This is a genomic window from Vibrio sp. STUT-A11 (assembly GCF_026000435.1).
Taxonomy (GTDB): domain Bacteria; phylum Pseudomonadota; class Gammaproteobacteria; order Enterobacterales; family Vibrionaceae; genus Vibrio.
Window position 1 is genome coordinate 2908183 of record NZ_AP026763.1, and the last position, 23948, is coordinate 2932130.

General features: G+C 46.1%; 23 protein-coding genes. 8 read left to right on the forward strand and 15 right to left on the reverse strand.

Features of this window, described 5'->3' with window-relative positions; translation table 11 throughout:
* Positions 1 to 39 precede the first annotated feature (39 nt).
* The 4 genes from OO774_RS13550 to OO774_RS13565 are packed head-to-tail and all read left to right on the forward strand — an operon-like array spanning position 40 to position 3490.
* On the forward strand, positions 40 to 1854 hold the full coding sequence (locus OO774_RS13550; protein ID WP_264903157.1) for a penicillin-binding protein activator: 1815 nt from the start codon (positions 40 to 42) through the stop codon (positions 1852 to 1854).
* Complete coding sequence (locus OO774_RS13555) at positions 1838 to 2206, forward strand: YraN family protein (RefSeq protein WP_264903158.1); 369 nt, start codon at positions 1838 to 1840, stop codon at positions 2204 to 2206. The genes OO774_RS13550 and OO774_RS13555 overlap by 17 nt, the downstream gene beginning before the upstream one ends.
* Before the next feature lie 3 nt (positions 2207 to 2209).
* Positions 2210 to 2800 carry a phosphoheptose isomerase gene (locus tag OO774_RS13560; RefSeq protein WP_014230789.1) on the forward strand — a complete coding sequence of 197 codons (591 nt, stop codon included), beginning with the start codon at positions 2210 to 2212 and terminating at the stop codon, positions 2798 to 2800.
* Between the two features lie 21 nt (positions 2801 to 2821).
* Positions 2822 to 3490: a BON domain-containing protein gene (locus OO774_RS13565; protein ID WP_264903159.1), complete on the forward strand. Its 669-nt coding sequence runs from the start codon at positions 2822 to 2824 to the stop codon at positions 3488 to 3490.
* A 62-nt stretch (positions 3491 to 3552) separates the two neighbouring features.
* Here the strand turns inward: OO774_RS13565 and sspB are convergent, their stop codons facing one another.
* From sspB to zapE, 8 genes are all read right to left on the reverse strand, one after another.
* A complete protein-coding gene (gene sspB, locus OO774_RS13570; protein ID WP_264903160.1) occupies positions 3553 to 4038 on the reverse strand; it encodes a ClpXP protease specificity-enhancing factor in 486 nt (161 codons plus the stop codon).
* A gap of 15 nt (positions 4039 to 4053) precedes the next feature.
* Positions 4054 to 4689 (reverse strand): stringent starvation protein SspA, encoded by a 636-nt coding sequence (sspA, locus tag OO774_RS13575; RefSeq protein ID WP_014230786.1) that lies wholly within the window; start codon positions 4687 to 4689, stop codon positions 4054 to 4056.
* A 98-nt stretch (positions 4690 to 4787) separates the two neighbouring features.
* Positions 4788 to 5525, reverse strand: a complete 738-nt coding sequence (locus tag OO774_RS13580; RefSeq protein WP_264903161.1) for a cytochrome c1 — start codon at positions 5523 to 5525, stop codon at positions 4788 to 4790.
* Positions 5522 to 6787 (reverse strand): cytochrome bc complex cytochrome b subunit, encoded by a 1266-nt coding sequence (locus OO774_RS13585; protein WP_264903162.1) that lies wholly within the window; start codon positions 6785 to 6787, stop codon positions 5522 to 5524. The genes OO774_RS13580 and OO774_RS13585 overlap by 4 nt, the downstream gene beginning before the upstream one ends.
* A complete protein-coding gene (gene petA, locus OO774_RS13590) occupies positions 6787 to 7377 on the reverse strand; it encodes a ubiquinol-cytochrome c reductase iron-sulfur subunit (protein ID WP_264903163.1) in 591 nt (196 codons plus the stop codon). The genes OO774_RS13585 and petA overlap by 1 nt, the downstream gene beginning before the upstream one ends.
* Positions 7378 to 7924: 547 nt before the next feature.
* Complete coding sequence (gene rpsI, locus OO774_RS13595) at positions 7925 to 8317, reverse strand: 30S ribosomal protein S9 (RefSeq protein WP_005372876.1); 393 nt, start codon at positions 8315 to 8317, stop codon at positions 7925 to 7927.
* Positions 8318 to 8332: 15 nt separating this feature from the next.
* A complete protein-coding gene (rplM, locus tag OO774_RS13600) occupies positions 8333 to 8761 on the reverse strand; it encodes a 50S ribosomal protein L13 (RefSeq protein WP_264903164.1) in 429 nt (142 codons plus the stop codon).
* A gap of 251 nt (positions 8762 to 9012) precedes the next feature.
* Positions 9013 to 10116: a cell division protein ZapE gene (gene zapE, locus OO774_RS13605; RefSeq protein WP_264903165.1), complete on the reverse strand. Its 1104-nt coding sequence runs from the start codon at positions 10114 to 10116 to the stop codon at positions 9013 to 9015.
* Between the two features lie 194 nt (positions 10117 to 10310).
* On the opposite strand from zapE, the gene zapG reads away from it, so the two are divergent.
* The 3 genes from zapG to degS all read left to right on the forward strand — a co-directional run bounded on the left by zapG (position 10311) and on the right by degS (position 13581).
* Positions 10311 to 10754 carry a Z-ring associated protein ZapG gene (gene zapG / locus OO774_RS13610; protein WP_014230780.1) on the forward strand — a complete coding sequence of 148 codons (444 nt, stop codon included), beginning with the start codon at positions 10311 to 10313 and terminating at the stop codon, positions 10752 to 10754.
* Between the two features lie 197 nt (positions 10755 to 10951).
* The gene (locus OO774_RS13615; protein WP_264903166.1) at positions 10952 to 12319 is read left to right on the forward strand and encodes a DegQ family serine endoprotease; all 1368 of its coding nucleotides are present in this window, start codon (positions 10952 to 10954) and stop codon (positions 12317 to 12319) included.
* 197 nt (positions 12320 to 12516) lie between these two features.
* Entirely contained in the window at positions 12517 to 13581 is a 1065-nt protein-coding gene (gene degS, locus OO774_RS13620; RefSeq protein WP_264903167.1) for an outer membrane-stress sensor serine endopeptidase DegS, read from the forward strand.
* A 42-nt stretch (positions 13582 to 13623) separates the two neighbouring features.
* Here the strand turns inward: degS and parC are convergent, their stop codons facing one another.
* The 6 genes from parC to nudF form a co-directional block, all read right to left on the reverse strand.
* On the reverse strand, positions 13624 to 15906 hold the full coding sequence (gene parC / locus OO774_RS13625) for a DNA topoisomerase IV subunit A (RefSeq protein WP_264903168.1): 2283 nt from the start codon (positions 15904 to 15906) through the stop codon (positions 13624 to 13626).
* Between the two features lie 3 nt (positions 15907 to 15909).
* On the reverse strand, positions 15910 to 17790 hold the full coding sequence (parE, locus tag OO774_RS13630) for a DNA topoisomerase IV subunit B (protein ID WP_264903169.1): 1881 nt from the start codon (positions 17788 to 17790) through the stop codon (positions 15910 to 15912).
* A 251-nt stretch (positions 17791 to 18041) separates the two neighbouring features.
* The gene (yqiA, locus tag OO774_RS13635; RefSeq protein ID WP_264903170.1) at positions 18042 to 18626 is read right to left on the reverse strand and encodes an esterase YqiA; all 585 of its coding nucleotides are present in this window, start codon (positions 18624 to 18626) and stop codon (positions 18042 to 18044) included.
* A gap of 47 nt (positions 18627 to 18673) precedes the next feature.
* Positions 18674 to 19480, reverse strand: a complete 807-nt coding sequence (gene cpdA, locus OO774_RS13640) for a 3',5'-cyclic-AMP phosphodiesterase (RefSeq protein WP_264903171.1) — start codon at positions 19478 to 19480, stop codon at positions 18674 to 18676.
* Between the two features lie 46 nt (positions 19481 to 19526).
* Positions 19527 to 19985 carry a DUF1249 family protein gene (locus tag OO774_RS13645; protein WP_264903172.1) on the reverse strand — a complete coding sequence of 153 codons (459 nt, stop codon included), beginning with the start codon at positions 19983 to 19985 and terminating at the stop codon, positions 19527 to 19529.
* A 3-nt stretch (positions 19986 to 19988) separates the two neighbouring features.
* Entirely contained in the window at positions 19989 to 20636 is a 648-nt protein-coding gene (nudF, locus tag OO774_RS13650; protein ID WP_264903173.1) for an ADP-ribose diphosphatase, read from the reverse strand.
* 229 nt (positions 20637 to 20865) lie between these two features.
* Between nudF and tolC the strand changes: the two genes are divergently transcribed.
* Positions 20866 to 22188: an outer membrane channel protein TolC gene (tolC, locus tag OO774_RS13655; protein WP_264903174.1), complete on the forward strand. Its 1323-nt coding sequence runs from the start codon at positions 20866 to 20868 to the stop codon at positions 22186 to 22188.
* Between the two features lie 326 nt (positions 22189 to 22514).
* Here tolC and hldE read toward each other — a convergent pair whose 3' ends face one another.
* Positions 22515 to 23945, reverse strand: a complete 1431-nt coding sequence (gene hldE / locus OO774_RS13660; protein WP_264903175.1) for a bifunctional D-glycero-beta-D-manno-heptose-7-phosphate kinase/D-glycero-beta-D-manno-heptose 1-phosphate adenylyltransferase HldE — start codon at positions 23943 to 23945, stop codon at positions 22515 to 22517.
* Positions 23946 to 23948 lie beyond the last annotated feature (3 nt).

Below are 23948 nucleotides of genomic sequence, written 5' to 3' on the forward strand. Positions count from 1 at the left end.
AAAGACAATTTTGTACAAAATTATAGAGAACTCACGGCAATGATTAACCATAAGAGACTCAGTGTACCACGCATACTCACTCCTGTTGCACTAGCAATTACACTCGCCGCCTGTTCTTCAGGTCCGAGACAACCTGATGGTGTAGATGTCACACTGGAGCCTACCCAGTCAGTGCAGAGCTACATGATTCAAGCTGACAGCTCGGAAGGCAGCGTACAAAACGACTGGTTGATCATGGCAGCCAAGGCCGCAATTCAAGCCAACCAACTTGATCAGGCCGAACTACTGATCACTCGACTTTCTCGCCAGCAATTGTCAGAAGTACAACAGGCTGAGTGGCAACTGGCGCGAGGAACCATACAGCAAAAGCAAGGCAATTACTCTCAGTTACTACAACTACTGAACTTTAAGCCTTGGTGGAAACTGCCGAATGAACAGTGGAAGGACTATTATGCGTTACGAGCAGACGCTTACCAAAGCCTGAACCAGTCATTTGAAGCAAACCGCGAACTGGTTATGCTAAGTCAGTATTCCTCTTCTTCAGAACAGAGAGAAATTTCCAGCCGTATTTGGATGAACTTCGGTAGCTACTCAGAAGCAGAATTGACATCGCTAAGCACGGCTCCAAACGAAGAAGTTTTGAGTGGCTGGTTGCAACTGGCGATTTACTCTAAATCGATGTCAGGCAACCTTTCTCAGCTAAGAAACACGCTAGAGAATTGGTTAACAGAAAACCCATCTCACCCAGCAGCCGTCTACACACCAGAAGAAATTCAAAACATTTTATCGCTCAACATCGTTAAGCCGAATAATACCGCGTTGCTTCTACCACTGACGGGGAAATTTGCTCCTCAGGCACAGCTGATCCGTGAAGGCTTCATGTTTGCGATGATGAATGATGAGAATCGTGACCAGAGCACAAGCTTAACCGTTATCGATACGCATGCTTATAGCGCCGACCAAATCAAACAACGTCTTATCAACGAAAATATCGATTTTGTTGTTGGCCCGCTGCAAAAAGAAAATGTTGAGCTGTTACAGACCTCTATTGATGGTTCTTCTGCGGGTCCAACCATTCCAGCTTTAGCGTTGAACATCCCTGAAGAGATCAAACCGGGCAGTAATATCTGCTATCTGGCACTTTCACCAGAGCAAGAAGTGGCACAAGCAGCGAAATACCTGTTTAACCAAGGCTATAATTTCCCGCTAATTCTTGCTCCTAAAGGCAGTTACGGCGAGCGAGTGGTTGAAGCGTTTAATGAAGAGTGGAATAAATACAGCTCAAACAAAGTCGCAACCAGCTACTTTGGAGATAAACGACAGCTGCAAAAAGACATCAATGACGTATTCGGCCTGCAGGAAAGTAAACAGCGTATCGCTCAGATGCAATCGCTGATGAAAATTAAACTGGAGACACAGCCACGTAGCCGTCGCGACGTCGATGCAGTGTACATAGTAGCGAGAAGTTCTGAACTGACTTTGATTAAACCATTCATCGAAGTCGCGATTAACCCAGATGCCAAGCCGCCACAAATCTTCTCTAACTCTCGTAGTAATAGCGGTGGCGCAACTTACGATGATTTGACTGGCATTATTTACAGCGATATTCCGCTACTGATCGACCCAGACCCGACGGTTGCCGCTGAAATGAAAGAGTTATGGGCAGAACAATCCAATATGGAAGTCCGCTTAAAAGCGCTTGGTATGGATGCATACAAGTTGATTGGCGAACTGCCTCAGATGAAGCTGGTTCCAGGGCTATCTATCCGAGGTCAGACAGGTGTTCTAAGCCTCGATAACAACTGTGTTGTGCAACGTGAGCTAAGTTGGGCTGAGCGTGGGGCTTTTCAGTAAACGTCAGATAGGTAATCAATATGAAACTCTGGCGAAGCAGTACCTAATTCGCCAGGGTTTACGCTTTGTTGAGCAAAATTTTCTGACAAAAGTCGGCGAAATTGATTTAATCTTCCAACAAGGTAAAACTATCGTCTTCGTCGAAGTCAAATATCGCAAGAATGATCGTTTTGGCTCGGCAGCGGAAATGGTCACTCGCGCCAAAATGCGCAAGCTGATCAAAACCGCAAACATCTGGCTAAGTCGCCAGAGACAGTCCATATATACAATCGATTACCGGTTCGATGTTATCGCCATTCACGACAATGGCCGAGATATTAACTGGATACAAAACGCAATATCTGAAGGATAAGCGATGCTAGATAGCATTAAAGACAGCTTTACAGAAAGTATTCAAATTCAAATTGCAGCTGCTGAAGCACTGCCAGACGCTATAACTCATGCCGCTCAAGCCATGGTTTCGAGTTTGCTCAACGGTAACAAAATCCTATGCTGTGGAAACGGTGGAAGTGCCGCCAATTCACAACAATTTGTCTCTTGCCTGTTAAACCGCTTTGAGACAGAGCGTCCCAGCCTACCAGCCATGGCCCTGACCGCTGACAACACAACGCTAACAGCCGTTGCCAACGACTACCATTATCAGGAAATTTTTTCTAAGCAAGTTCGTGCATTTGGTCAGCCGGGGGACATTCTTCTTGCCCTATCGACCAGCGGCAATAGCAAGAACATCATCAAAGCAATGGAAGCGGCGGTAACTCGAGACATGACGATCATTGCACTCACAGGCAAAGATGGCGGCGAGATGGCGGGTCTACTGGGTGAAAATGACGTCGAGATTCGAATCCCGTCTCATCGCACAGCACGCATTCATGAAGTCCACATGGTGACCCTGCATTGTTTATGTGACTTGATTGACCAAGTACTTTTCCCTGCTCACGAAGAATAACTCAGATCGAGAATCAGAATTATGTTACGCAGCCTCATCATTTTATTTACTGTGCTTAATCTTAGTGGTTGTGCAGGTTTGTTCATTGCTGGCGCAGCAACGACAGCCAATATCGTCACCGATACACGTACGACCAAACAGATTTGGCAAGACAACAACATTGAGTTTGAGGTCGCCGCGATTGGTAATAAGCAGCCATTTAAAGGTCAGGCTCGTGTTTTCGCCAGCTCATACAATGGAACTGTAGTACTAATGGGTCAAGCTCCAACTCAGGACTTAATCAGTGATCTTGAGAAAAGAACCCGTGCAATCACCGGCGTGAAAGTCATTCACAACCAAATGAAGCAAAAAGCGCCGCTAACGGTTACGCAAATCAGTAATGACAGCTGGATCACCACCAAAGTAAAATCCTCGCTGCTCACTGATGAGCAGCTAAATGCTGTCAAAGTAAAAGTGATTACTGAAGATAGTGAAGTGTTTCTGTTCGGCTATGTAACAGAAGCACAGAGTCAGCGAGCGATAGAAATCGCACGTAATGTCTCGGGGGTAAAGCAAGTGATTAATGGGTTCCAGTACGGAGAGGCAGAACCCGTTGACGTGGACTTACCAAATAATGGTGCAAAACCAATACAAAGTGACACAAACCAAGATGGTGAAGAGAACGTTGAGGTATTCACTATAAGTGAGTGATCGCCAAAGGATCACTTTAAAAATCAAGAAACCAAAAAAAAGCAGCGTAATCGCTGCTTTTTTTATTTAATCACTCTTAAGCTTGGTTTGCCTTTCGGACGAGGTGCTTCACTTTCGTTGTCACCCGATTCCGAGTCCTCTGCTTGAGGAGCTTCATCACTTACCGTCGTAAACGATGGCGACTGCTCTTCTTCCATCGTCTCCTCTTCGATATGTGTATAAGCCTCTTCAGGTTCAAACATCGTACCTGCACCATTTTCACGTGCATAAATAGCTTGAACCGCATAAACAGGCACAATTACCGAGTGCGGACGACCGCTAAAACGAGCATGGAAGGTAATCGCATCATTACCCAACTCAAGATTACCAACGGCACGAGGGGCAATATTCAGGATAATCTGGCCATCTTGAATAAACTCAACAGGTACACGTACACCTGGCATGGTTGCATCAACAACCAAATGAGGAGTTAAATCATTGTCTACCAGCCAGTCATAAAACGCACGAAGCATGTAAGGACGGCGAGCAGTCATTTTTGCAATATCCATAACGTCTTTAATCGCTTAACGAACCAGACGCATTTCACGTTCTGCTTCCGTCAAAGAAGCCAGGAATGAATCACGTTCAAATACGCGGTTCATGTAAACCTTGATCTCTTTAGAGCCAGGACCAACAAGCTCGATACCAAGTTGAGGTAAACGCCACAACAGTGGAGCTAAGTAGCAATCGATCAGGCTGAATTCTTCACTCATGAAGTATTCATATTCAGCAAAGATTGGCGCTAGAGTCAGAAGATCGTTACGCAGTTTCGTACGTGCTTTTTCTGATTCTTCCGCGTTACCTTTCATTACTTTTTCAGCTAGTGAGTACCAATTACGTTCGATACGGTACATCATCAAACGACTGTTACCACGGGCAACAGGGTAAACCGGCATTAGAGGTGGATGAGGAAAACGCTCGTCCAAGTACTCCATGATAATTTTTGAATCGTATAGCGCAAGCTCACGATCCACAAGAGTTGGCACTGATTTATATGGGTTTAGCTCGATAAGTTCAGCAGGAAGGTTAGCTTCATCAACAAGCTCAACTTCAACACTTACACCTTTTTCAGCCAGTACAATGCGAACCTGATGGCTATACAAATCTGATGCACTTGAGAAAAGAGTCATCACAGAACGTTTATTGGCAGCTACAGCCATGGAGCCCTCCAGTACACTTACAAATAAAAACAATGGAGGCTAAGCCTCCATTGTACAGTCAATTAAAAATTGGGAATTAGCACGGTATTTTAGCACAATTAATGCACATCACGCCAATACTCTTTCTTAAGCAACACAACGATGATAGTCAGGATGACTAAGAAGCCCATCACCCACCAACCAATCGCATGGCGTTCTAGCTGCACAGGGTCACCAGAGTAAACCAAGAAGTTAACCAGATCACCCACAGCTTTATCGTATTCACCGGTACTTAACTCACCAGTACCATTGGTTTCAGTACCAACGACTACCTGTACTTCTTCACCATCAGAAACGTGAGTCTCGTAGACTGGAGTTGGGATACCTTGTAGCTCTTCAAGTACATGTGGCATACCCACACTTGGGAATACAATGTTATTTACACCAAATGGACGAGATGGGTCCACATAGAAAGAACGCAGGTAAGTGTATAGCCAGTCCGCGCCACGAACTCGAGCAACCAGCGTCAAATCTGGTGGTGGAGCACCGAACCAGTTTGCCGCTTGCTTAGGTGGCATAGAGTTAACCATCAGATCACCGATTTTCGCCTCTGGGTTGAAAATCAAGTTCTCTTTCATTAAGTCCGTTGGAATTTCTAAATCTGTCGCGACACGCTCATAGCGCTGGTATTGCGTAGAGTGACAGCCAAAACAGTAGTTCATGAATAGCTTCGCGCCGTTTTGCAGCGAAGCTTTATCCGTCAGGTCCACGTGTGCTTTATCAAGCGGTACGCTGGCACCGGCTGCCATCGCTAGGGATGGCAACATAGCAAATAGAATTACAATCCACTTCTTCATTTGAATGTTACCCTCTCTGGTAATGGTTTGGTCGCTTCATTTTTACTGTAGAAGAACAGCACTACAAAGAACATGAAGTAACACAAGCTAAAGATCTGAGATAGTAGTGTGTACGTTGGCGTTGCCGGCAGCGCACCCAAAATACCCAGAGCGATAAAGGCAATCGTAAACTGAACAATATTCAATAGGTGAATTTTGCTACGGTAACGGTACGAGCGCACTTTACAGCGATCCAGCCAAGGTAGAACAAACAGTACAGCAATCGAAGCGCCCATTAGGATTACGCCTAACAGTTTGTCTGGAACCGCACGCAAGATTGCGTAGAACGGAGTGAAGTACCATACAGGAGCAATGTGCTCAGGCGTCTTCAGTGGGTTTGCAGCTTCAAAGTTAGGCGGCTCAAGGAAGTACCCACCCATTTCTGGGTTGAAGAACAACACGTAACAGAAGAAGAACAAGAAACCAGCAACACCAACCAAATCTTTTACCGTACCGTAAGGGTGGAACGGAATAGAATCAATGATGTCATATTTCTTCGTGTAGTAATCGTGGAACTTGAATTGCGTTTGGTAATCGTCGCCCATTTTACCTTTTGGTAGCTTAGTCTCGATACCATCTGGGTTGTTTGAGCCTACCTCGTGCAGCGCCAATACGTGAAGCACGATAAGCAGAAGCAGTACGATTGGAAGCGCAATAACGTGAAGTGCAAAGAAACGGTTCAACGTTGCACCTGAGATGATGTAGTCACCACGGATCCAAAGCGTTAAGTCATCGCCGATAACAGGAATCGCACCAAACAGAGAAATGATTACCTGCGCACCCCAGTATGACATCTGGCCCCATGGTAGTAGGTAACCCATGAAGGCTTCAGCCATAAGAACCAAGAAGATCAACATACCGAAGATCCACAGTAGCTCACGAGGCTTTTGGTAAGAACCGTAGATCAGACCACGGAACATATGTAGGTAAACAACCACGAAGAATGCTGAAGCGCCAGTAGAATGCATATAACGTAGCAACCAACCGTACTCAACATCACGCATGATGTATTCGACAGACGCGAACGCACCTTCGCCAGAAGGGACATAGTTCATGGTTAGCCAAATACCCGTCAGGATTTGGTTAACAAGAACCAACATTGCCAGAGAACCGAAAAGGTACCAAAAGTTGAAGTTCTTCGGCATAGGGTATTCAGATAAATGCTTTTTATAAGCATTCATGGCTGGAATACGTTTTTCTACCCAGTCTAACATTGCTTGCATTATGCATCCCCCTCATCAACACCAACTATAAGCCTTGTGTCACTCAGATACATGTGCTTAGGAATCACAAGGTTCAACGGCGCAGGAACACCCTGGAACACTCGACCAGCCATATCAAACTTAGAACCGTGACAAGGACAGAAGAAGCCAGATTTAACACCCTGAACTTGCTCTGCGAAAGAGTCCGGTAGATAGGTAGGTGAACAGCCTAAGTGCGTACAGAAACCAACCGCGACGAAGTACTCTGGCTTAATTGAACGGTACTCGTTCTGAGCATAAGCCGGTTGCTGCTCCATTTCAGATTGTGGATCACGAAGCTGATCGTCGATAGTTTTCATGTTATCGAGCACTTGTTGAGTACGGCGTACGATCCATACAGGTTTACCCTGCCACTCAACACGAACCAATTGGCCCGGTTCGATTTTACTGATATCCACTTCCACCGGTGCACCCGCCGCTTTGGCTTTAGCACTCGGATTCCATGATTTGATAAAAGGCACGGCGACGGCGACTGCCCCTAACCCACCTACAACTGCCGTTGTAGCGGTTAGAAAACGCCTGCGACCGTTATTTAAAGGCGCGTTGCTCATCCAAACATTCTCCCATTTGCTCCCTTGGATAGTTATTATTCCGCTTATAAGAGCATGGCTAACACATAATGAATTTCGTTATATTTATTGGGATGAAATGATAAAGAAAACCCTACTTTTTGACAAGATAAAGCTACCTTTTTGTAACATTTGTGAGGCAAATCGCCCGTGTCGTCACAAAAGCAGTAAAATAATAAATGTTTGATGTGATTTGTAACAAGAAAGCAAAACGAAGAGGCAGGGAATAGCGAGGTTTGTCCCTTTTATATCGGTTGTTTTCAGTAGATTAAGTCTGCTGAAAAAGAAAAAACATAGCTAGCCTACTGACAAAATTTATTAAAACTTTGTAGCACATAAAATTAAGACAAAACTTAATAAAGGTTCAAAGAAATGTTGCATGGATATTAAGGAACAGCGCAGAGATTAATATCGAATGAGCGTCGTATTTTTCCAGTAAAATAAAAACAAAAAGCTCGGCATATAGCCGAGCTTTTGGTGCACAGTATCCAGAATAACTCTGGAAAGCATAATTCCCAATAAGAGGAAATTAACGCTTAGAGAACTGTGGACGACGACGTGCTTTACGTAGACCAACTTTCTTACGTTCAACGCAACGTGCGTCACGAGTAACGTAGCCAGCTGCGCGTAGAGCAGGACGTAGAGACTCATCGTATTCCATAAGCGCGCGAGTGATACCGTGACGGATAGCACCAGCTTGACCAGAAATACCGCCGCCTTTTACTGTTACGTAAAGGTCTAGCTTCTCAGTTAGTTCAACTAGCTCTAGAGGTTGTTGTACAACCATACGTGCTGTTGGACGACCGAAGTATTCGTCAAGGTTACGCTTGTTTACTACAATGTTGCCGCTGCCTGGTTTGATGAAAACACGTGCAGCTGAGCTTTTGCGACGGCCAGTGCCGTAGTATTGATTCTCTGCCATTTTCGAAATCCCCAATTAGATGTCTAGTACTTGTGGTTGTTGAGCAACATGGTTGTGCTCAGCGCCCGCGTAAACTTTAAGCTTACGGTACATAGCACGGCCTAGAGGACCACGAGGAAGCATGCCTTTAACTGCAAGCTCAAGAGCCATCTCAGGTTTACGATCGATCAACTTTTCAAAAGTGATAGATTTTAGACCACCTGGGAATTCAGAGTGACGGTAGTACACTTTGTTCTTAGCTTTGTTACCAGTTACAGCAACTTTCTCAGCGTTAACAACGATGATGTAATCACCTGTATCAACGTGAGGAGTGTATTCAGCTTTGTGTTTGCCACGTAGGCGAGATGCAATTTCACTTGCTAGACGGCCAAGAGTTTTACCTTCAGCGTCTACAACGTACCAGTCGCGTTTTACAGTTTCTGGTTTAGCAACGAAAGTTTTCATGCTAATAATAACCCGTTAATTAAATTTTAAACTTTAAAGGAACACCCTTTGGTGCTCCCACACTGTCTAAGAGCCCAGTCATCACCCCTTCGAGTCGTTGGTACTCTCGACCTTCATTGTCGAAATAACTTCGATAATCAGGTCTGCAGTAACGGTGGGTCGCAGGATTATAGAGAAGACCGAAGAAAAAATCACCTTTTTTTGCGCCAAATCACTAATTTTTTCTTCAGTTTTTTTTGAAACCAGCAGATTTAGGCTAAATGCTCTCTTGCAAGATACTCATGACTCTGCATCTCAGTCAGACGAGATAGGCAGCGCTTGAATTCAAATTCTAGCTGGCCCTGGGTGTATAAGCTGTCCATCGGCACTTGCGCAGAAATAATAAGCTTTACATTGCGCTCGTAGAATTCATCAACCAGAGCAATAAAACGTCGTGCAGCGTCGTCTATTTTTCCACTCATCTGCTCAACATCAGCCAGCAATACCGTGTGATATATGCGCGATAGCTCAATGTAATCATTCTGGCTGCGGGTGGTTTGGCATAGCTGGGCAAATGAAGCATGCAACACACCATCGCTGGCTTCAATCACATCGATATTGCGGTGGTTAATTTCTATCTGATGCGCCACATGTTGCCGCTCGCCCGTCAGTTGCTGGTAATACCGGTTCAGGTTGATTGTCGCCTGCTCGTCAAGCGGATGATGATAGATCTCAGCCTGCTCCAGAGTTCGTAAGCGGTAATCCACCCCGCTATCAACATTCAATACATCACAGCGAGCCAGAATCATATCAATCGCGGGTAAAAACCGCGCTCTCTGTAGCCCATTACGATAGAGGTTTTGTGGCTCAATATTCGAAGTCGCGACCAAAATCATCTGACGCTTAAACATCTCTTGCAGTAACGTCGCCAGAATCATTGCATCGGTAATATCAGAGACAAAAAACTCATCAAAGCAAACTACGTCAGCTTCGTTTTTGAACGTGTCAGCCACTTTCGATAAAGGGTTTTCAACATCACCAAGTTGCTTTAATTCATCGTGCACTCGGTACATAAACCGGTGGAAGTGCACCCGCATCTTTCTGTCTGTTGGCAACCCATCAAAAAAAGCATCCATTAAATAGGTTTTACCGCGACCGACGCCTCCCCAAAAGTACAAACCTTTAGGTGACTCAGGCATTTCAACCTTTTTACCCATGAGCTTTTGCCATTTAGACAATTGAGGCATTGGTGCAGACTGAAATTCAACAATAGCATGGTAGAGCTTATCTAAAGCAGTGACCGCTTGATGTTGTGCTTCATCACGCTGGAACCCATGTTCTGCTATATCTTTTTGATATCGTTCTAGTGGTGTCATCGCATTAAGTCGTTTTAGAGGTACAAGGAAAGTGTCACCTCGGGGGCAATGTCTGATTAGAGAGAATTAACGATCAGTCCCCGAAGACATACTGCTATTTTTCTTTATCGGCTGTTCAAGCCATAGTAACATGGACGAGCACCGTGTGTAACTAAGCAGTAAAAGACTTGTTAAAACAAATATAAGGAGCAGTTATGCCTTGGATTCATGCAATTGTGGGTTTGCTGGTCGGTACAATAGTAGGCGTAGTCATTAGCAGACTAACCACCCCTGAATACAAAAAACAGAAGTCTGTACAGAAAGAACTTGAGTCGGCGAAGTTTGAACTAGAACAACAACGCCAAGAGCTCGTTGACCACTTTGCCCAAACCGCAGAAATGCTGGATACCTTAGGTAAAGATTACACCAAACTGTATCAGCATTTAGCGAAGACCTCTTCTGAGCTTCTGCCTAATTTACCTGAACAAGACAACCCGTTTGATAAGAAGACGGCGATGGCTTCAGAGCAGATCAAAGAAGATCAGCCAAATGTCAACGAACAGCCTAAAGACTATGCCAATGGCGCAACTGGTCTGCTAAAGGATCAAGAGAAAGAAGTGATTACAGCACCTGAAGCGGTCACAGCCAAGGCATCATAACATCTCTTACCTCCCCTACCAGGTCGATACAAAACGCATTTTTGTATCGACCGTTTTTGAACTTTTCTTAAACCGTCATCTCTAACTTACTTGTGTACTGCTACCCCTTTTGATTATCCCAACTAATCCCTATATAAATAGTTACTAATAGTTAGGATATTTCTTTTTGGCAGACATGTTTCAAGAGGAGTTATTGGATGAAAAAACCACTGCTTGCACTGACCGTTCTTTCTCTAAGTTTGAGTTCTATCATCACGCCAATTCAGGCGACGGCAGCCTTGCCGCTCAGCATGGATGGTCAGCAATTACCTAGCCTCGCCCCCATGCTGGACAAAGTGACCCCAGCAGTAGTTAGCATTGCGGTAGAAGGCAAACAAGTGCAAACCAGCCGCATTCCTGAACAGTTTCAGTTTTTCTTTGGCCCTGACTTCCCTACGGAGCAAACGCGAGAGCGTCCATTCCGCGGATTAGGGTCCGGTGTCATCATTGATGCGAAAAAAGGTCATATCGTAACCAATTATCACGTAATAAAAGGGGCAGATAAGATTCAAGTACGCTTGTATGACGGTCGGGAGTATGATGCAGAGCTCGTTGGTGGCGATGAGATGGCCGATGTAGCGTTACTCAAATTAGAAAAAGCGAAAAACTTAACCCAAATCAACATCGCTGATTCCGATAAACTGCGCGTCGGTGACTTTACCGTTGCGATTGGTAACCCATTCGGTCTCGGTCAAACCGTCACTTCAGGTATTGTTTCCGCCCTCGGCCGCAGCGGTTTAAACCTTGAAAACTTCGAGAACTTCATTCAAACCGATGCAGCGATTAACAGCGGTAACTCAGGTGGTGCATTGGTCAACTTAAATGGTGAACTGATCGGTATCAACACCGCAATTTTGGGTCCAAATGGCGGCAACGTCGGGATTGGCTTTGCGATTCCTTCTAACATGATGAAAAACCTGACCGAGCAAATCTTAGAATTTGGTGAAGTCAAACGCGGCATGTTGGGAGTTCAAGGTGGCGAAGTAACCTCTGAGTTAGCGGAAGCACTCGGCTACGAGTCTAGCAAAGGGGCATTTATTGGTCAGGTTGTTCCAGACAGCGCAGCTGATAAAGCTGGATTGAAAGCTGGTGACATCATCGTATCCGTGAATGGCAAGTCTATTAATACCTTCTCTGAATTGCGCGCAAAAGTGGCAACACTGGGCGCAGGCAAGAAGATAAGCCTGGGTGTTGTGCGTGATGGTAAAGACAAAACTTTCGACGTTACGCTTGGCGAGTCAACCAACATCAAAGCGAAAGCGGAAACACTGCACGATGGCCTTAAAGGTGCTGAGTTAAGTAACACCAACCAGAGTGATTCCGTTCAAGGTGTGAAAGTAACCAGCGTTGTTGAAAACTCACCAGCAGCACAATACCAGTTGCAAGAAGGTGATATCATTATCGGTGTGAACCGTCAGCGCGTGAAAAATCTAGCTGAGCTTCGTGCCATTGTAGAGAAGCATGAAGGCGTACTCGCACTTAATATTCAACGCGGTGATCGTACCATTTACCTGGTAATCCGATAGCAATATCCGTTCAAACATGAGTCGATAGAAGCGCGTTGGATACACAACATTCGGTGACAGAGCTCTAATACTTTGATGAACTTTTCATCGGACAATTAAAAGGGCAGCACAATCACGTGCTGTCCTTTTGTTATTTTTCAATGTAATGCTATTCTTCACCTTCCGATGCCAGTTTGGCGTTCATACATGGAGAGGATATGCTTAGCTTTTTATTACGTTCTGTCTTTTTAGGCTTAGCAACCGCCGCCGTTGTCCTACTTGCAGTTCCATCTTTACGTAATAGCGTAATTCCGGCAGCACTTGATCCTCAACCAAGCAACATGGCCTCTCTTGAGATCTCTTTCAACCAGGCAGTAAGAAAAGCCGCTCCAGCCGTGGTAAATATTTACAGTCGCAAGTATGTGGAAAATGATCGCAGCAAACTGTCTACCCAAGGACTTGGCTCTGGTGTGATTGTCAGTGAGAAAGGCTACATCATTACCAATTACCATGTTGTCGCACAGGCAGACCAAATCGTCGTTGCGTTGCAAGATGGCAGAGCGGCCGCAGCGCAACTTGTCGGTACTGACAAACGCACCGATATCGCCGTGCTGCGTGTTGAAGGTACGAATCTGCCCGTAATTCCCCTCAATTCAGAATACAAACCTCAAGTTGGCGATGTGGTACTGGCCATTGGTAACCCATATAACTTAGGACAAACCACGACCTTTGGCATTATCTCCGCTACTGGACGCTCGTCTATCAGCGACGGACGACAAGCCTTTATTCAAACTGACGCAGCCATCAACGAAGGTAACTCCGGTGGTGCGCTGGTGAATACCCAAGGTGAGCTAGTCGGAATCAACACGGCTTCGTTCCAGCAAGCAACCGATTTAGAAACCTATGGCATTTCCTTCGCCATACCAGCACCACTTGCCAGTAAAATTATGCAAAAGATCATTGCTGACGGCCGTGTGATACGTGGCTATATCGGCATTGATGGCCAGGATATTAATGCAGTCACCGCTCGATTACTGGGTAATCAGCACATTGGAGGCATTGTTGTGCTCGGCATCGATCCTAATGGCCCAGCCAGTGATGCTGGTTTCGAGAAGCAAGATATTATTATCAGTATTGATGGTAATAAAGTTCAGGGTCGTCAAAGCGTAATGGATATTGTCACTGATTTACGCCCTGGTACAACGGTAGACGTGGGCATTATTCGTAAAGGCAAAGAGATAACGTTAAAAGTCACCATTGCTGAAGACAAACAAGAAGCATAAAAAATCCCAGCCACTGGCTGGGATTGTTGTTTTTATCTAGTTTTATTCGCTTGCGCTCGATTCTTCAGTGCTGCTCTCACCGAGTTCAACTTCAATTCTCGTCACTCGCTGTAAGCCTCTTGGTAGCAGACTGCCTCGACGACCACGCTCACCACGGAAATTATCTAAGTCTGTAGGCTTTAAGCCCAGCTTGCGCTTACCCGCGTAAAGCGTCAGAGAGGCTCCCTGCGGCAGAGCCATCAGATGTGACAACACTTCTTCACGCTCTTTCGCTTTCGCCGCAGGAATGTTGATGATCTTATTCCCTTTACCTTTTGCTAATTGCGGCAGGTCTTTAATCGGGAACAACAACATACGTCCCTGGTTGGTGATCGCCAGAATTTCATCAGAGTCTAAATCTTCAACCTCTTTTGGCGTCATCACTTCAGCATTCGCTGGTAAGGTCACTAACGCTTTACCACTGCGGTTCTTCGACAACAGATCGGCCCCTTTACATACAAAGCCGTAACCCGCATCAGAGCCCACTAACCATAGCTGCTCTTCTTCGCCCATAATCACCTGGCGAATGCTGCTGCCTGCGGTGATGTTCAGGCGACCAGTAATTGGCTCACCCTGACTACGCGCGGAAGGCAAAGAGTGCGATTCAAGCGAGTAGCTTCGCCCATCACTGCCAAGGAACACCGCCGGTTGGTTACTCTTACCTCGGGCATGTGCCAGGTATTTATCACCAGACTTGTAGTTCAGACCTTCGGCTTCAACTTCGTGGCCTTTCGCGTGACGAATCCAGCCTTTTTCAGACAGAACAACGGTAATCGGTTCGCTTGGTACCAGATCACGCTCAGTCAACGCTTTCGCTTCGGCACGCTCTACCAGAGGAGAACGACGGTCATCGCCGTATTTCTCTGCATCTGCTTTGATCTCTTTCTTCAGCAGTGTATTCAGACGACGTTCAGAACCTAATAGCTGCTCTAACTTCTCACGTTCTTTTTCCAGCTCTTCTTGCTCACCACGGATCTTCATCTCTTCCAGTTTGGCAAGATGACGAAGTTTGGTATCCAGAATCGCGTCGGCTTGGATATCAGTAATAGCAAAACGTTCCATCAGCACCGCTTTTGGATCGTCTTCAGTACGGATGATCTCAATCACTTCGTCCAGATTCAGGTAAGCAACTAACAAACCTTCTAAGATGTGTAATCGAGCCATCACTTTGTCTAAGCGATGTTGCAAACGACGGCGAACCGTCGTGCGGCGGAACTCAATCCACTCCGATAGAATCTGCACCAGACCTTTAACCTGAGGGCGATTATCCAGACCAATCATGTTCAGGTTAACGCGGTAGCTGCGTTCAAGATCCGTCGAGGCAAACAGGTGGTTCATCAAGGTATCGCAATCGACTCGGTTAGAGCGAGGAACGATAACGATACGAGTTGGGTTCTCGTGATCCGATTCGTCGCGAAGATCCTCAACCATTGGCAACTTCTTCGCGCGCATTTGGTTTGCAATCTGCTCAAGTAACTTAGAGCCTGACACTTGGTGCGGAATCGACGAGATGACGATATCCGACCCTTCTTTATGCCAGACTGCACGCATCTTGATGCTGCCGCGTCCGTTACGGTAGATCTTTTCAATTTCCGCTTGCGGGGAAATGATCTCAGCTTCCGTTGGATAATCCGGGCCTTTCACGTACTGCATTACGTCCGGCAGTTCCGCTTTAGGGTTATCAATCAGATGGATTGTTGCATCAGCTACCTCACGTACATTATGCGGAGGAATATCAGTCGCCATACCAACCGCGATACCCGTTACGCCGTTAAGTAAGATATGAGGCAGACGTGCCGGCAGCATTTGCGGCTCTTTCATTGTGCCATCGAAGTTTGGCTGCCATTCAACCGTACCCTGACCTAACTCACCCAGCAGTACTTCAGCAAACTTAGACAGTTTCGCTTCGGTATAACGCATCGCAGCGAAGGATTTTGGATCATCCGGCGCACCCCAGTTACCTTGACCGTCAACCAGTGGGTAACGGTAAGAAAACGGCTGAGCCATCAACACCATCGCTTCGTAACACGCCGAATCGCCGTGCGGATGGTATTTACCCAGCACGTCACCGACAGTACGTGCTGATTTCTTGTATTTTGCTGATGCCGAGAGACCTAGCTCCGACATCGCGTAGATGATACGTCGTTGAACCGGCTTCAAACCATCGCCAATGTATGGCAATGCGCGGTCCATAATTACGTACATCGAGTAATTCAGATAAGCGTCTTCGGTGAACTTGCGCATCGGCAACTGTTCAACGCCATCGTAAGTAATTTCTGTAGACATTCGTTAAACCTCTGCCAAATCGCCGTTGTTTTGTAACCAAGAGCGACGGTCATCTGCACGCTTCTTACCAAGCAACATGTCCATCATTTCCATGGTCGCCGCAGAGTCGTCAATGGTTAACTGAACCAGACGACGCGTATTCGGATCCATGGTGGTTTCACGCAGCTGTAATGGGTTCATCTCACCCAGACCTTTGAATCGCTGCACGTTGATTTTGGCTTTCTTCTTCGACAAGCGCTCTAGTACGCCATCTTTTTCATCGTCATCAAGCGCGTAGAACACTTCTTTACCGCAGTCGATTCGATACAGCGGTGGCATGGCGACATAGATATGGCCCGCTTCCACTAGTGCGCGGAAGTGACGAGTAAATAAGGCGCACAGCAGTGTCGCGATATGAAGACCATCCGAGTCCGCATCGGCAAGGATACAGATCTTACCGTAACGAAGTCCGTCGAGGTTGTCGTTGTCAGGGTCGATACCCAACGCAACGGAAATATCGTGCACTTCTTGTGAGGCCAGAACTTGGTCAGCAGACACTTCCCAGGTATTCAGGATCTTACCGCGAAGTGGCATAACTGCCTGGAACTCACGATCACGAGCTTGTTTTGCCGAGCCACCCGCCGAGTCACCCTCCACGAAGAAGATTTCTGTACGGTTTAGGTCTTGTGCCGAACAGTCGGTCAATTTACCTGGCAAAGCCGGACCTGATGCCACTTTTTTACGTACGACTTTTTTGGCCGCACGCATACGTCGGTGTGCGTTAGCGATACAAACTTCAGCCAGTTGCTCTGCCAGTTGCGGCTTTTCATTTAACCATAGGCTGAATGCGTCTTTCACCACACCTGATACGAACGCTGCCGTTTGACGCGAAGAGAGACGCTCTTTGGTTTGACCAGCAAATTGTGGATCTTGGATCTTCACCGACAGCACGTATGAACAGCGGTCGAAGACGTCATCACCAGTCAGTTTGACGCCACGCGGAAGCAAGTTACGGAATTCACAGAACTCACGCATTGCATCCAATAAACCTTGGCGCAGACCGTTAACGTGTGTACCACCCTGAGCGGTAGGGATCAGGTTGACGTAACTTTCGGTGATCATCTCGCCGCCTTCTGGCTGCCAGATCACCGCCCAATTTGCCGCTTCGGTTTCTGCAGAGAATTCACCGGTAAATGGTTCTTCAGGCAGAACCGTGTAGCCTTTAACCCCTTCAACCAGATAGTCTTTTAAACCATCTTCGTAGTGCCACTTGTAGTCTTTGTTGTTCACTTTGTCAGTGAAAGTGATTTCTAAGCCTGGGCAAAGTACTGCCTTAGCACGCAGGTTGTTGACCAAACGCGTCACAGAGAAGTTTGCCGAGTCAAAGTACTTTGTTTCTGGCCAGAAGTGTACGCTGGTACCGCGATTACGTCGGCCACATGTACCGGTTACGGTAAGATCGGAGACTTTATCACCATGCTCAAAGGCAATCTCATAGACCTGACCATCACGGCGGACCGTCACTTCAACACGCTTAGACAGTGCGTTTACTACTGAGATACCTACCCCGTGAAGGCCACCGGAGAACTGGTAGTTTTTATTCGAGAATTTACCACCCGCGTGAAGCTTACATAAGATCAGCTCAACACCAGAGACTTTCTCTTCTGGGTGGATATCAACTGGCATGCCTCGACCATCATCGATCACTTCCAGTGATTGGTCAGCATGTAGGATGACTTGTACTTTAGAGGCATGTCCGGCTAGCGCTTCATCGACACTGTTATCGATAACTTCTTGGCCCAGGTGGTTCGGGCGCGCTGTATCCGTATACATCCCTGGTCGGCGACGTACTGGCTCTAGGCCATTCAGTACTTCAATGGCCCCAGCATTATATTGTTCAGTCATAATACGGAATTGTTCTCAACGTTTATTTGTTACCTGAGCAACACCAATCAGAATGTGCTTACTCAGGAAACGAAAAAGCCACCCTGTTAGTATCTTTAAATGTTTGTAAATCCGATACATAACAAAGCAGCCAGAGTCTATGACCCTTAAGATCTTTCAGCAAAATATAGTCGGAAAGCAAACCGCCTATGTCAAGCAACGGTTGGATATATCAGCAAAAACTATGAGCGTATTCCAAGCGTTGCTATCAGTTACAGTTCTAGAAATTCGATAATCTTTGCAGGATAACGCTCAAAGCTCACAAAACTGTGATCACCGCCTTGTTCTACCGTTTGCTTCGATTGTGCGAACTTATTTACCGCCTGGCGATAATCTAAAACCTCGTCTCCGGTTTGCTGCAGTAACCAAAATGAGTCTGGCGATGCGATGCTTTGTACATCAAGAGCTTTCAACTCGTCAATATGGCAAGTCTCAAGTGTATAAGTTTCATTCGTGTAGGGGTTTGTTTGTTCGCCTAAATAGTCGACTAACAACTCATAAGGTCTGACGGCTGGATTAACTACCACCGCTTTGAAGCCAAATTGACTGTTCAACCAAGTGGACATGAAGCCCCCTAACGAACTGCCTACTAATCCGATTCGGTAGTCTTTTTGATACTGCTCGACAATTTCCAACAACAGTTGAGCGGCCAGCTGCGGGAAACACGGCAATTGCGGAATGATCACTTTGATGTCCGGGCGATGCTGCTGACAATACTCTCTCATTAGATTCGCTTTCATTGAGAGTGGTGAGCTATTAAAACCGTGGATATACAGTAGTAGAGAAGGTTTCGTCATAAGAGTCTCACATAAAAACAAAGCCCGAACATCATGTTCGGGCAGGATTAGTATCCGTTCGAGGAGAAATCGGGTTGGAACTGACCTTCTGGTAATCGATTAACCTGGGTCGTAATCTCGCCAGTCGGGTGCAGCTCTAATTCTCGCCAGCCTGGCGAAGTGGTATCTAGTGCAAAGTCATCTGAGTTAGGCTTGAATTGCACACACGTAGAAGGTGTCGCCATGACTCGAACCCCATGATGAAGCACATTCATATCTTGATGAACGTGCCCACACAGAACCCCTTTAACACCATCAAAACGCTCAATAATCTGCCAGAATGTTTCTGTATCTTTGAGTGTGTGTTGGTCTAGCCATGCGCTACCGACAAGAATTGGGTGGTGATGCAATAGTACCAGCGTATAACGCTCAGGATACTCGGCTAATTTTTCTTCAAGCAATGTCAGCTGCTTATCGCTTAAACGACCATGTGGTACGCCGACGACTTGAGAGTCGAGCAGAATCACTTGCCATTTGTCACCAAGCAATACATGCTCTGTGGCCTTGATCTGCTCTGATGGCAGCACACTGCCCATATTGGGTTTGTAGTCATGATTGCCCGGCAGCCAAAAACAATCTTTCTCGAGCGGCGCAATACCTGCGGCGAATCGTTGATACGATCCTGCGCTGTGATCTTGCGAAATATCCCCGGTTGCTAAAATGTAATCAAACCCCACTTTGCGGCGCAAAACCTCATCAACCACAGCAGAAAAGCTGTCGGCCGTTTTTACGCTCAGCAAACTTCCCTCATCGGCGTCAAACAGATGAGTATCCGTGATTTGTAAAAGTTTGATGCTGTCACTAGATGATTGCAAAATGAAAACCTGATTCGTCCACTATATTGTTATTTGTTATTTTCCTTTAGCGACGCGACGAGCAATTGAAGGCAAGTGGTGTTCTACTGATTCCACTTCTTAAACAAAACGTCAGCCATTCACCAAGGAATGTGTTTAGTTGATGCTTTTCATCTCGTTGCATCAATTTGTCGTTGGGATAATCATATTTAGCTTTAATGCGAGAGAAGTCTCCGCTTGAGCACACTTCCGCTACCCTCGCATCGTGATAAAGCCTGACAGACATCGTCGGTAAAGGAAACACTGGTGTTTCATCACTCTGACATATCTCAACAACTGTGGTGTATTTTGTGACTTCTTTCACGGTCAGCTGGTAAACCATATGCGCAGCTTGATAGCAGCGCACATCACCGACCTCGGCAGAGACAGGTAGCAAAGCATTTAATTTAGCGTAATTGGTCTCATAGGTTCTCATTAGACCCGCTAAATCAACATGATATCGCTGTTTTTCAGCTATCTGTGCCATTACTTACTCTCCACCGTTATGGGGGCTTGCCCATTGTGATTTCAACTCTAAATGGTTTAATTGCAACCATTGTACTGCAATAATTGAGGCAGCATTCTCAAGTTTTCCATCTATCACCCATTGATATGCTTCTTCACGACTGATGACGTGAACTCGAATATCTTCATCTTCATAGTCTAAACCATGAATGCCTTCCGCTTTAGAAGCATCGACTTCTCCGACAAAAATATCCAACTTTTCTGAGCATCCGCCTGAAGAGGGATAGTAAGACGTCATCGGAATAACACGCCCCACCTCAAGCCCCGCCTCTTCGTGAGCTTCGCGGCGGATCACATCTTCAACGGACTCATCTCGATCAATCATGCCGGCAACTATTTCAAGCTGCCAAGGGTGAGCATGTTCTAATGCACCAACTCGTATCTGTTCAATGATAACAACCTGATCCTGTATTGGATCATAAGGCAACATCGCCGCAGCGTGTCCACGTTCGAACATTTCCCGCTCGACAACATCACTCCAACCACCAGCAAACAGCCGATGTTTGAAACGGTACTTCACCATTTTAAAGAAGCCCTTAAATAAGGTCTCTTTCGAGATGATTTCCACATCTTGTGAAGTAAACTCGTCTTGTCGCTTGTCACACTGTTGCATTCAACACCTCTCTGAGTGAATCTTGTAGTGTACTCATTGTTAATCACTTGCTCAAAGGACTTGGCTCAACTTTTTGTATAATAGTTATAATTTATTTTAAGTATTGTACAAATTTTTATTGCACAGATGGATAATTACGTGTAAAAAAATGCAAAGTTTAGAGTAAATATCGTCCAAATTGAGTTAAACTACTGAGAATTAACCAATCTATTGACCGCGGGAATAGAAAATGAAAAAATTGCTTCCACTATTTATCAGTGCAGCGCTAGGTAGCATAAGTGCATCGGCTTATGCAGACTCACTAGCTGACATCTACGACTTAGCAAAGCAGAATGACCCACAATTGCTTAGCGTAGCAGCTCAGCGTGACCAAGCTTTCGAAGCAATCACCTCAAGCCGTAGTGCCCTTCTACCACAAATCAATTTAACTGCGGGTTACGAAATAATTCGTGGTGATATTGATTACGATTCAGCAGGTAAATCAACTTATGACAAGAATGACCTGACCGCTGGCATCAACTTCAGTCAAGAACTGTACAACCGCGCATCTTGGATTACGTTAGACACTGCTGAGAAAACAGCTCGTCAGGCAGATGCAACTTACGCAGCAACCCAGCAGAGTTTGATCCTGCGTGTTTCACAAGCTTATTTTGAAGTACTGCGTGCGCAAGACAGCCTGGTCTTTGTTCGCGCAGAAAAAGCTGCTGTTGGCCGTCAACTTGAGCAAACTAAACAACGTTTTGAAGTAGGCCTATCTGCAATTACAGACGTTCATGATGCGCAAGCTGAATACGATGCAGTACTGGCTGATGAAGTTTTGGCAGAAAACGATCTGATCAATAGCTACGAATCATTACGTGAAATCACAGGCCAAGAGCACAAGAACCTAAATGTGCTTGATACTGATCGCTTCTCTGCAAGCCGTTCGGATAGCCCTGCTGAAGCACTGATAGAAGTAGCAAAAGAGCAGAACTTGAGCTTGCTTTCATCACGTATTTCACAGGATATCGCTCGTGACAACATCTCACTAGCAAGTTCTGGCCACTTACCAACGTTGAGTTTAGATGGCGGTTATAACTACTCGGATAGAGCACAGAGTGCCACCGACTACGATCTTGATGCTCTAAACGTTGGCATTAACCTATCGGTTCCTCTATACACGGGTGGTAACACGACATCACAAACGAAACAAGCAGAGTATGCTTACGTTGCTGCAAGTGAAGATCTTGAAGCTCAGTACCGTAGCGTAGTGAAAGAAGTCCGTGCACAAAACAACAACATCAACGCGTCTATCGGTGCTTTACGCGCTTACGAACAATCTGTAGTTTCTGCACGCTCAGCACTAGAGGCGACTGAAGCTGGTTTTGATGTGGGTACTCGTACCATTGTTGACGTGCTTGATGCCACTCGTCGTTTATATGATGCAAACCGCAATCTATCTGATGCTCGTTACGATTACATCCTAAGTGGCCTGCAATTGCGCCAGGCAGTGGGCACTCTAAGTGAGCAAGACATCTTGAATATCGATGCGGGTCTGACGCCAGTAAACTAATCGATCCACAAGATAAGCAAAACGCCAGTTACAACAAAGCAACTGGCGTTTTTTATTGCCTGAAAAACACAGTTTGAACCTGGCTATCGCTCAAGGGATCAAAAAAGGCTACCCACAGGTAGCCTTTTGCTGAACAGCGAGCAGAATATTCCATTCAACCGTCTTCCTGAACAGCGACGAAGGAGCGTGATTCAGGATCTAATTTCGAGCACTTTATGGCCGAAATTATTTCATTAACTTCTCAGCGTGCTGACTCTAGATTCCTAGTCTCGCTAAAGCTCGCTGGAATGACCCGATAGTAATAGTGAAAACCAGGCATTAACCCGTTAACCTTTGCCGCCTTTAATCGCGTTAATGATCTCACTGGTCGAGCAGCCGTCTTCAAAGTTCAGTACGCGAACTTCACCGCCAGCAGCAATCACCTCTTTGCCACCTGCAATCTCTTCTGGTTTGTAGTCTCCGCCTTTCACCAACAAGCTTGGCAGCACTTCAGAGATTAGACGCTGCGGCGTATCTTCACTAAATGGTACCACCCAATCTACCGCACCTAAACCAGCCAATACCGCCATACGACGATCGGTTGGGTTTACCGGACGGCCAGGACCTTTAAGACGCTTAACAGACTCGTCAGTGTTCACGGCTACGATTAGGCGATCGCCCAATTCAGCCGCATGGTTTAAGTAAGACACATGGCCTGCGTGAAGAATGTCAAAACAGCCATTGGTCATCACAACCTTCTCGCCTTTAGCACGTGCTTTCTTCACCGCTTCGATCAAAGCTTTTTCTGAAATCACACCAAAGTCGGTATCTTTACTACCATGTACCGCTTCAGCCAGTTCAATTTCAGACAAAGTTGATGTTCCTAGTTTACCAACTACAACGCCAGCAGCCGCATTCGCTAGAGCACACGCTTCTTCAAATGATTTACCCGCAGCAACTGAAGCCGCCAGTACAGAAATCACTGTGTCACCTGCACCCGTTACGTCATACACTTCTTTTGCTTGTGTTGGTAGGTGGAACGGTTCCTGGCCACGGCGAATTAACGTCATACCATGTTCACTACGGGTAACCAGCAGGGCTTCAAAGTCAAACTCTTCCACAAGCGCCAGTGCTTTTTCCACCAGCTCCTGATCGGATTTCACTTTGCCAACCACATCTTCGAACTCTTTCATATTTGGCGTCAGAAGTGTCGCACCACGGTAGCGTTCAAAGTCGGCACCTTTTGGATCGATGAAGACAGGAACGTTGGCAGCACGCGCTTTCTGAATGTATGCCTGTACATGTTCAAGAGAGCCTTTTGCGTAATCTGACATGATCACGGCTTTAACGTTTGGCAGAGCGGTATCCATACGATTAAGTACAGGCTCGGCATCGGTATTTTCGAACTTATCCTCGAAGTCCAGACGGATCAACTGCTGACCACGGCTCATTACGCGGAGCTTGGTGATCGTTGGGTATTCTGGCAATGCTACAAAGTCACATTTTACTTTGAGTGAGTTAAGTGTTTCAGTCAGAACTTTCGCCGGTTCATCCATGCCTGTCAGACCAACAATGTGAGCATGGCCACCCAATGATGCAATGTTCATCGCAACGTTTGCGGCTCCGCCCGGACGCTCTTCATTGTTTTCTACTTTCACAACAGGGACTGGCGCTTCAGGTGAAATACGTCCAGTTGGGCCATACCAGTAACGATCTAGCATGACATCACCGATGATAAGCACACCAGCGCTGTTGTAATCAGGTAGAATTGGTTTCATTAT

Excerpts from the sequence above, each read along its gene's own strand:
- OO774_RS13550 (WP_264903157.1), top strand. The coding sequence starts at position 40 with ATGATTAACCATAAGAGACTCAGTGTACCACGCATACTCACTCCTGTT.
- OO774_RS13560 (WP_014230789.1), top strand. The coding sequence starts at position 2,210 with ATGCTAGATAGCATTAAAGACAGCTTTACAGAAAGTATTCAAATTCAA.
- OO774_RS13565 (WP_264903159.1), top strand. The coding sequence starts at position 2,822 with ATGTTACGCAGCCTCATCATTTTATTTACTGTGCTTAATCTTAGTGGT.
- sspB (WP_264903160.1), bottom strand. The coding sequence starts at position 4,038 with ATGGATATTGCAAAAATGACTGCTCGCCGTCCTTACATGCTTCGTGCG.
- sspA (WP_014230786.1), bottom strand. The coding sequence starts at position 4,689 with ATGGCTGTAGCTGCCAATAAACGTTCTGTGATGACTCTTTTCTCAAGT.
- OO774_RS13580 (WP_264903161.1), bottom strand. The coding sequence starts at position 5,525 with ATGAAGAAGTGGATTGTAATTCTATTTGCTATGTTGCCATCCCTAGCG.
- OO774_RS13585 (WP_264903162.1), bottom strand. The coding sequence starts at position 6,787 with ATGCAAGCAATGTTAGACTGGGTAGAAAAACGTATTCCAGCCATGAAT.
- petA (WP_264903163.1), bottom strand. The coding sequence starts at position 7,377 with ATGAGCAACGCGCCTTTAAATAACGGTCGCAGGCGTTTTCTAACCGCT.
- rpsI (WP_005372876.1), bottom strand. The coding sequence starts at position 8,317 with ATGGCAGAGAATCAATACTACGGCACTGGCCGTCGCAAAAGCTCAGCT.
- rplM (WP_264903164.1), bottom strand. The coding sequence starts at position 8,761 with ATGAAAACTTTCGTTGCTAAACCAGAAACTGTAAAACGCGACTGGTAC.
- zapE (WP_264903165.1), bottom strand. The coding sequence starts at position 10,116 with ATGACACCACTAGAACGATATCAAAAAGATATAGCAGAACATGGGTTC.
- zapG (WP_014230780.1), top strand. The coding sequence starts at position 10,311 with ATGCCTTGGATTCATGCAATTGTGGGTTTGCTGGTCGGTACAATAGTA.
- OO774_RS13615 (WP_264903166.1), top strand. The coding sequence starts at position 10,952 with ATGAAAAAACCACTGCTTGCACTGACCGTTCTTTCTCTAAGTTTGAGT.
- degS (WP_264903167.1), top strand. The coding sequence starts at position 12,517 with ATGCTTAGCTTTTTATTACGTTCTGTCTTTTTAGGCTTAGCAACCGCC.
- parC (WP_264903168.1), bottom strand. The coding sequence starts at position 15,906 with ATGTCTACAGAAATTACTTACGATGGCGTTGAACAGTTGCCGATGCGC.
- parE (WP_264903169.1), bottom strand. The coding sequence starts at position 17,790 with ATGACTGAACAATATAATGCTGGGGCCATTGAAGTACTGAATGGCCTA.
- yqiA (WP_264903170.1), bottom strand. The coding sequence starts at position 18,626 with ATGACGAAACCTTCTCTACTACTGTATATCCACGGTTTTAATAGCTCA.
- OO774_RS13645 (WP_264903172.1), bottom strand. The coding sequence starts at position 19,985 with ATGGCACAGATAGCTGAAAAACAGCGATATCATGTTGATTTAGCGGGT.
- nudF (WP_264903173.1), bottom strand. The coding sequence starts at position 20,636 with ATGCAACAGTGTGACAAGCGACAAGACGAGTTTACTTCACAAGATGTG.
- tolC (WP_264903174.1), top strand. The coding sequence starts at position 20,866 with ATGAAAAAATTGCTTCCACTATTTATCAGTGCAGCGCTAGGTAGCATA.
- hldE (WP_264903175.1), bottom strand. The coding sequence starts at position 23,945 with ATGAAACCAATTCTACCTGATTACAACAGCGCTGGTGTGCTTATCATC.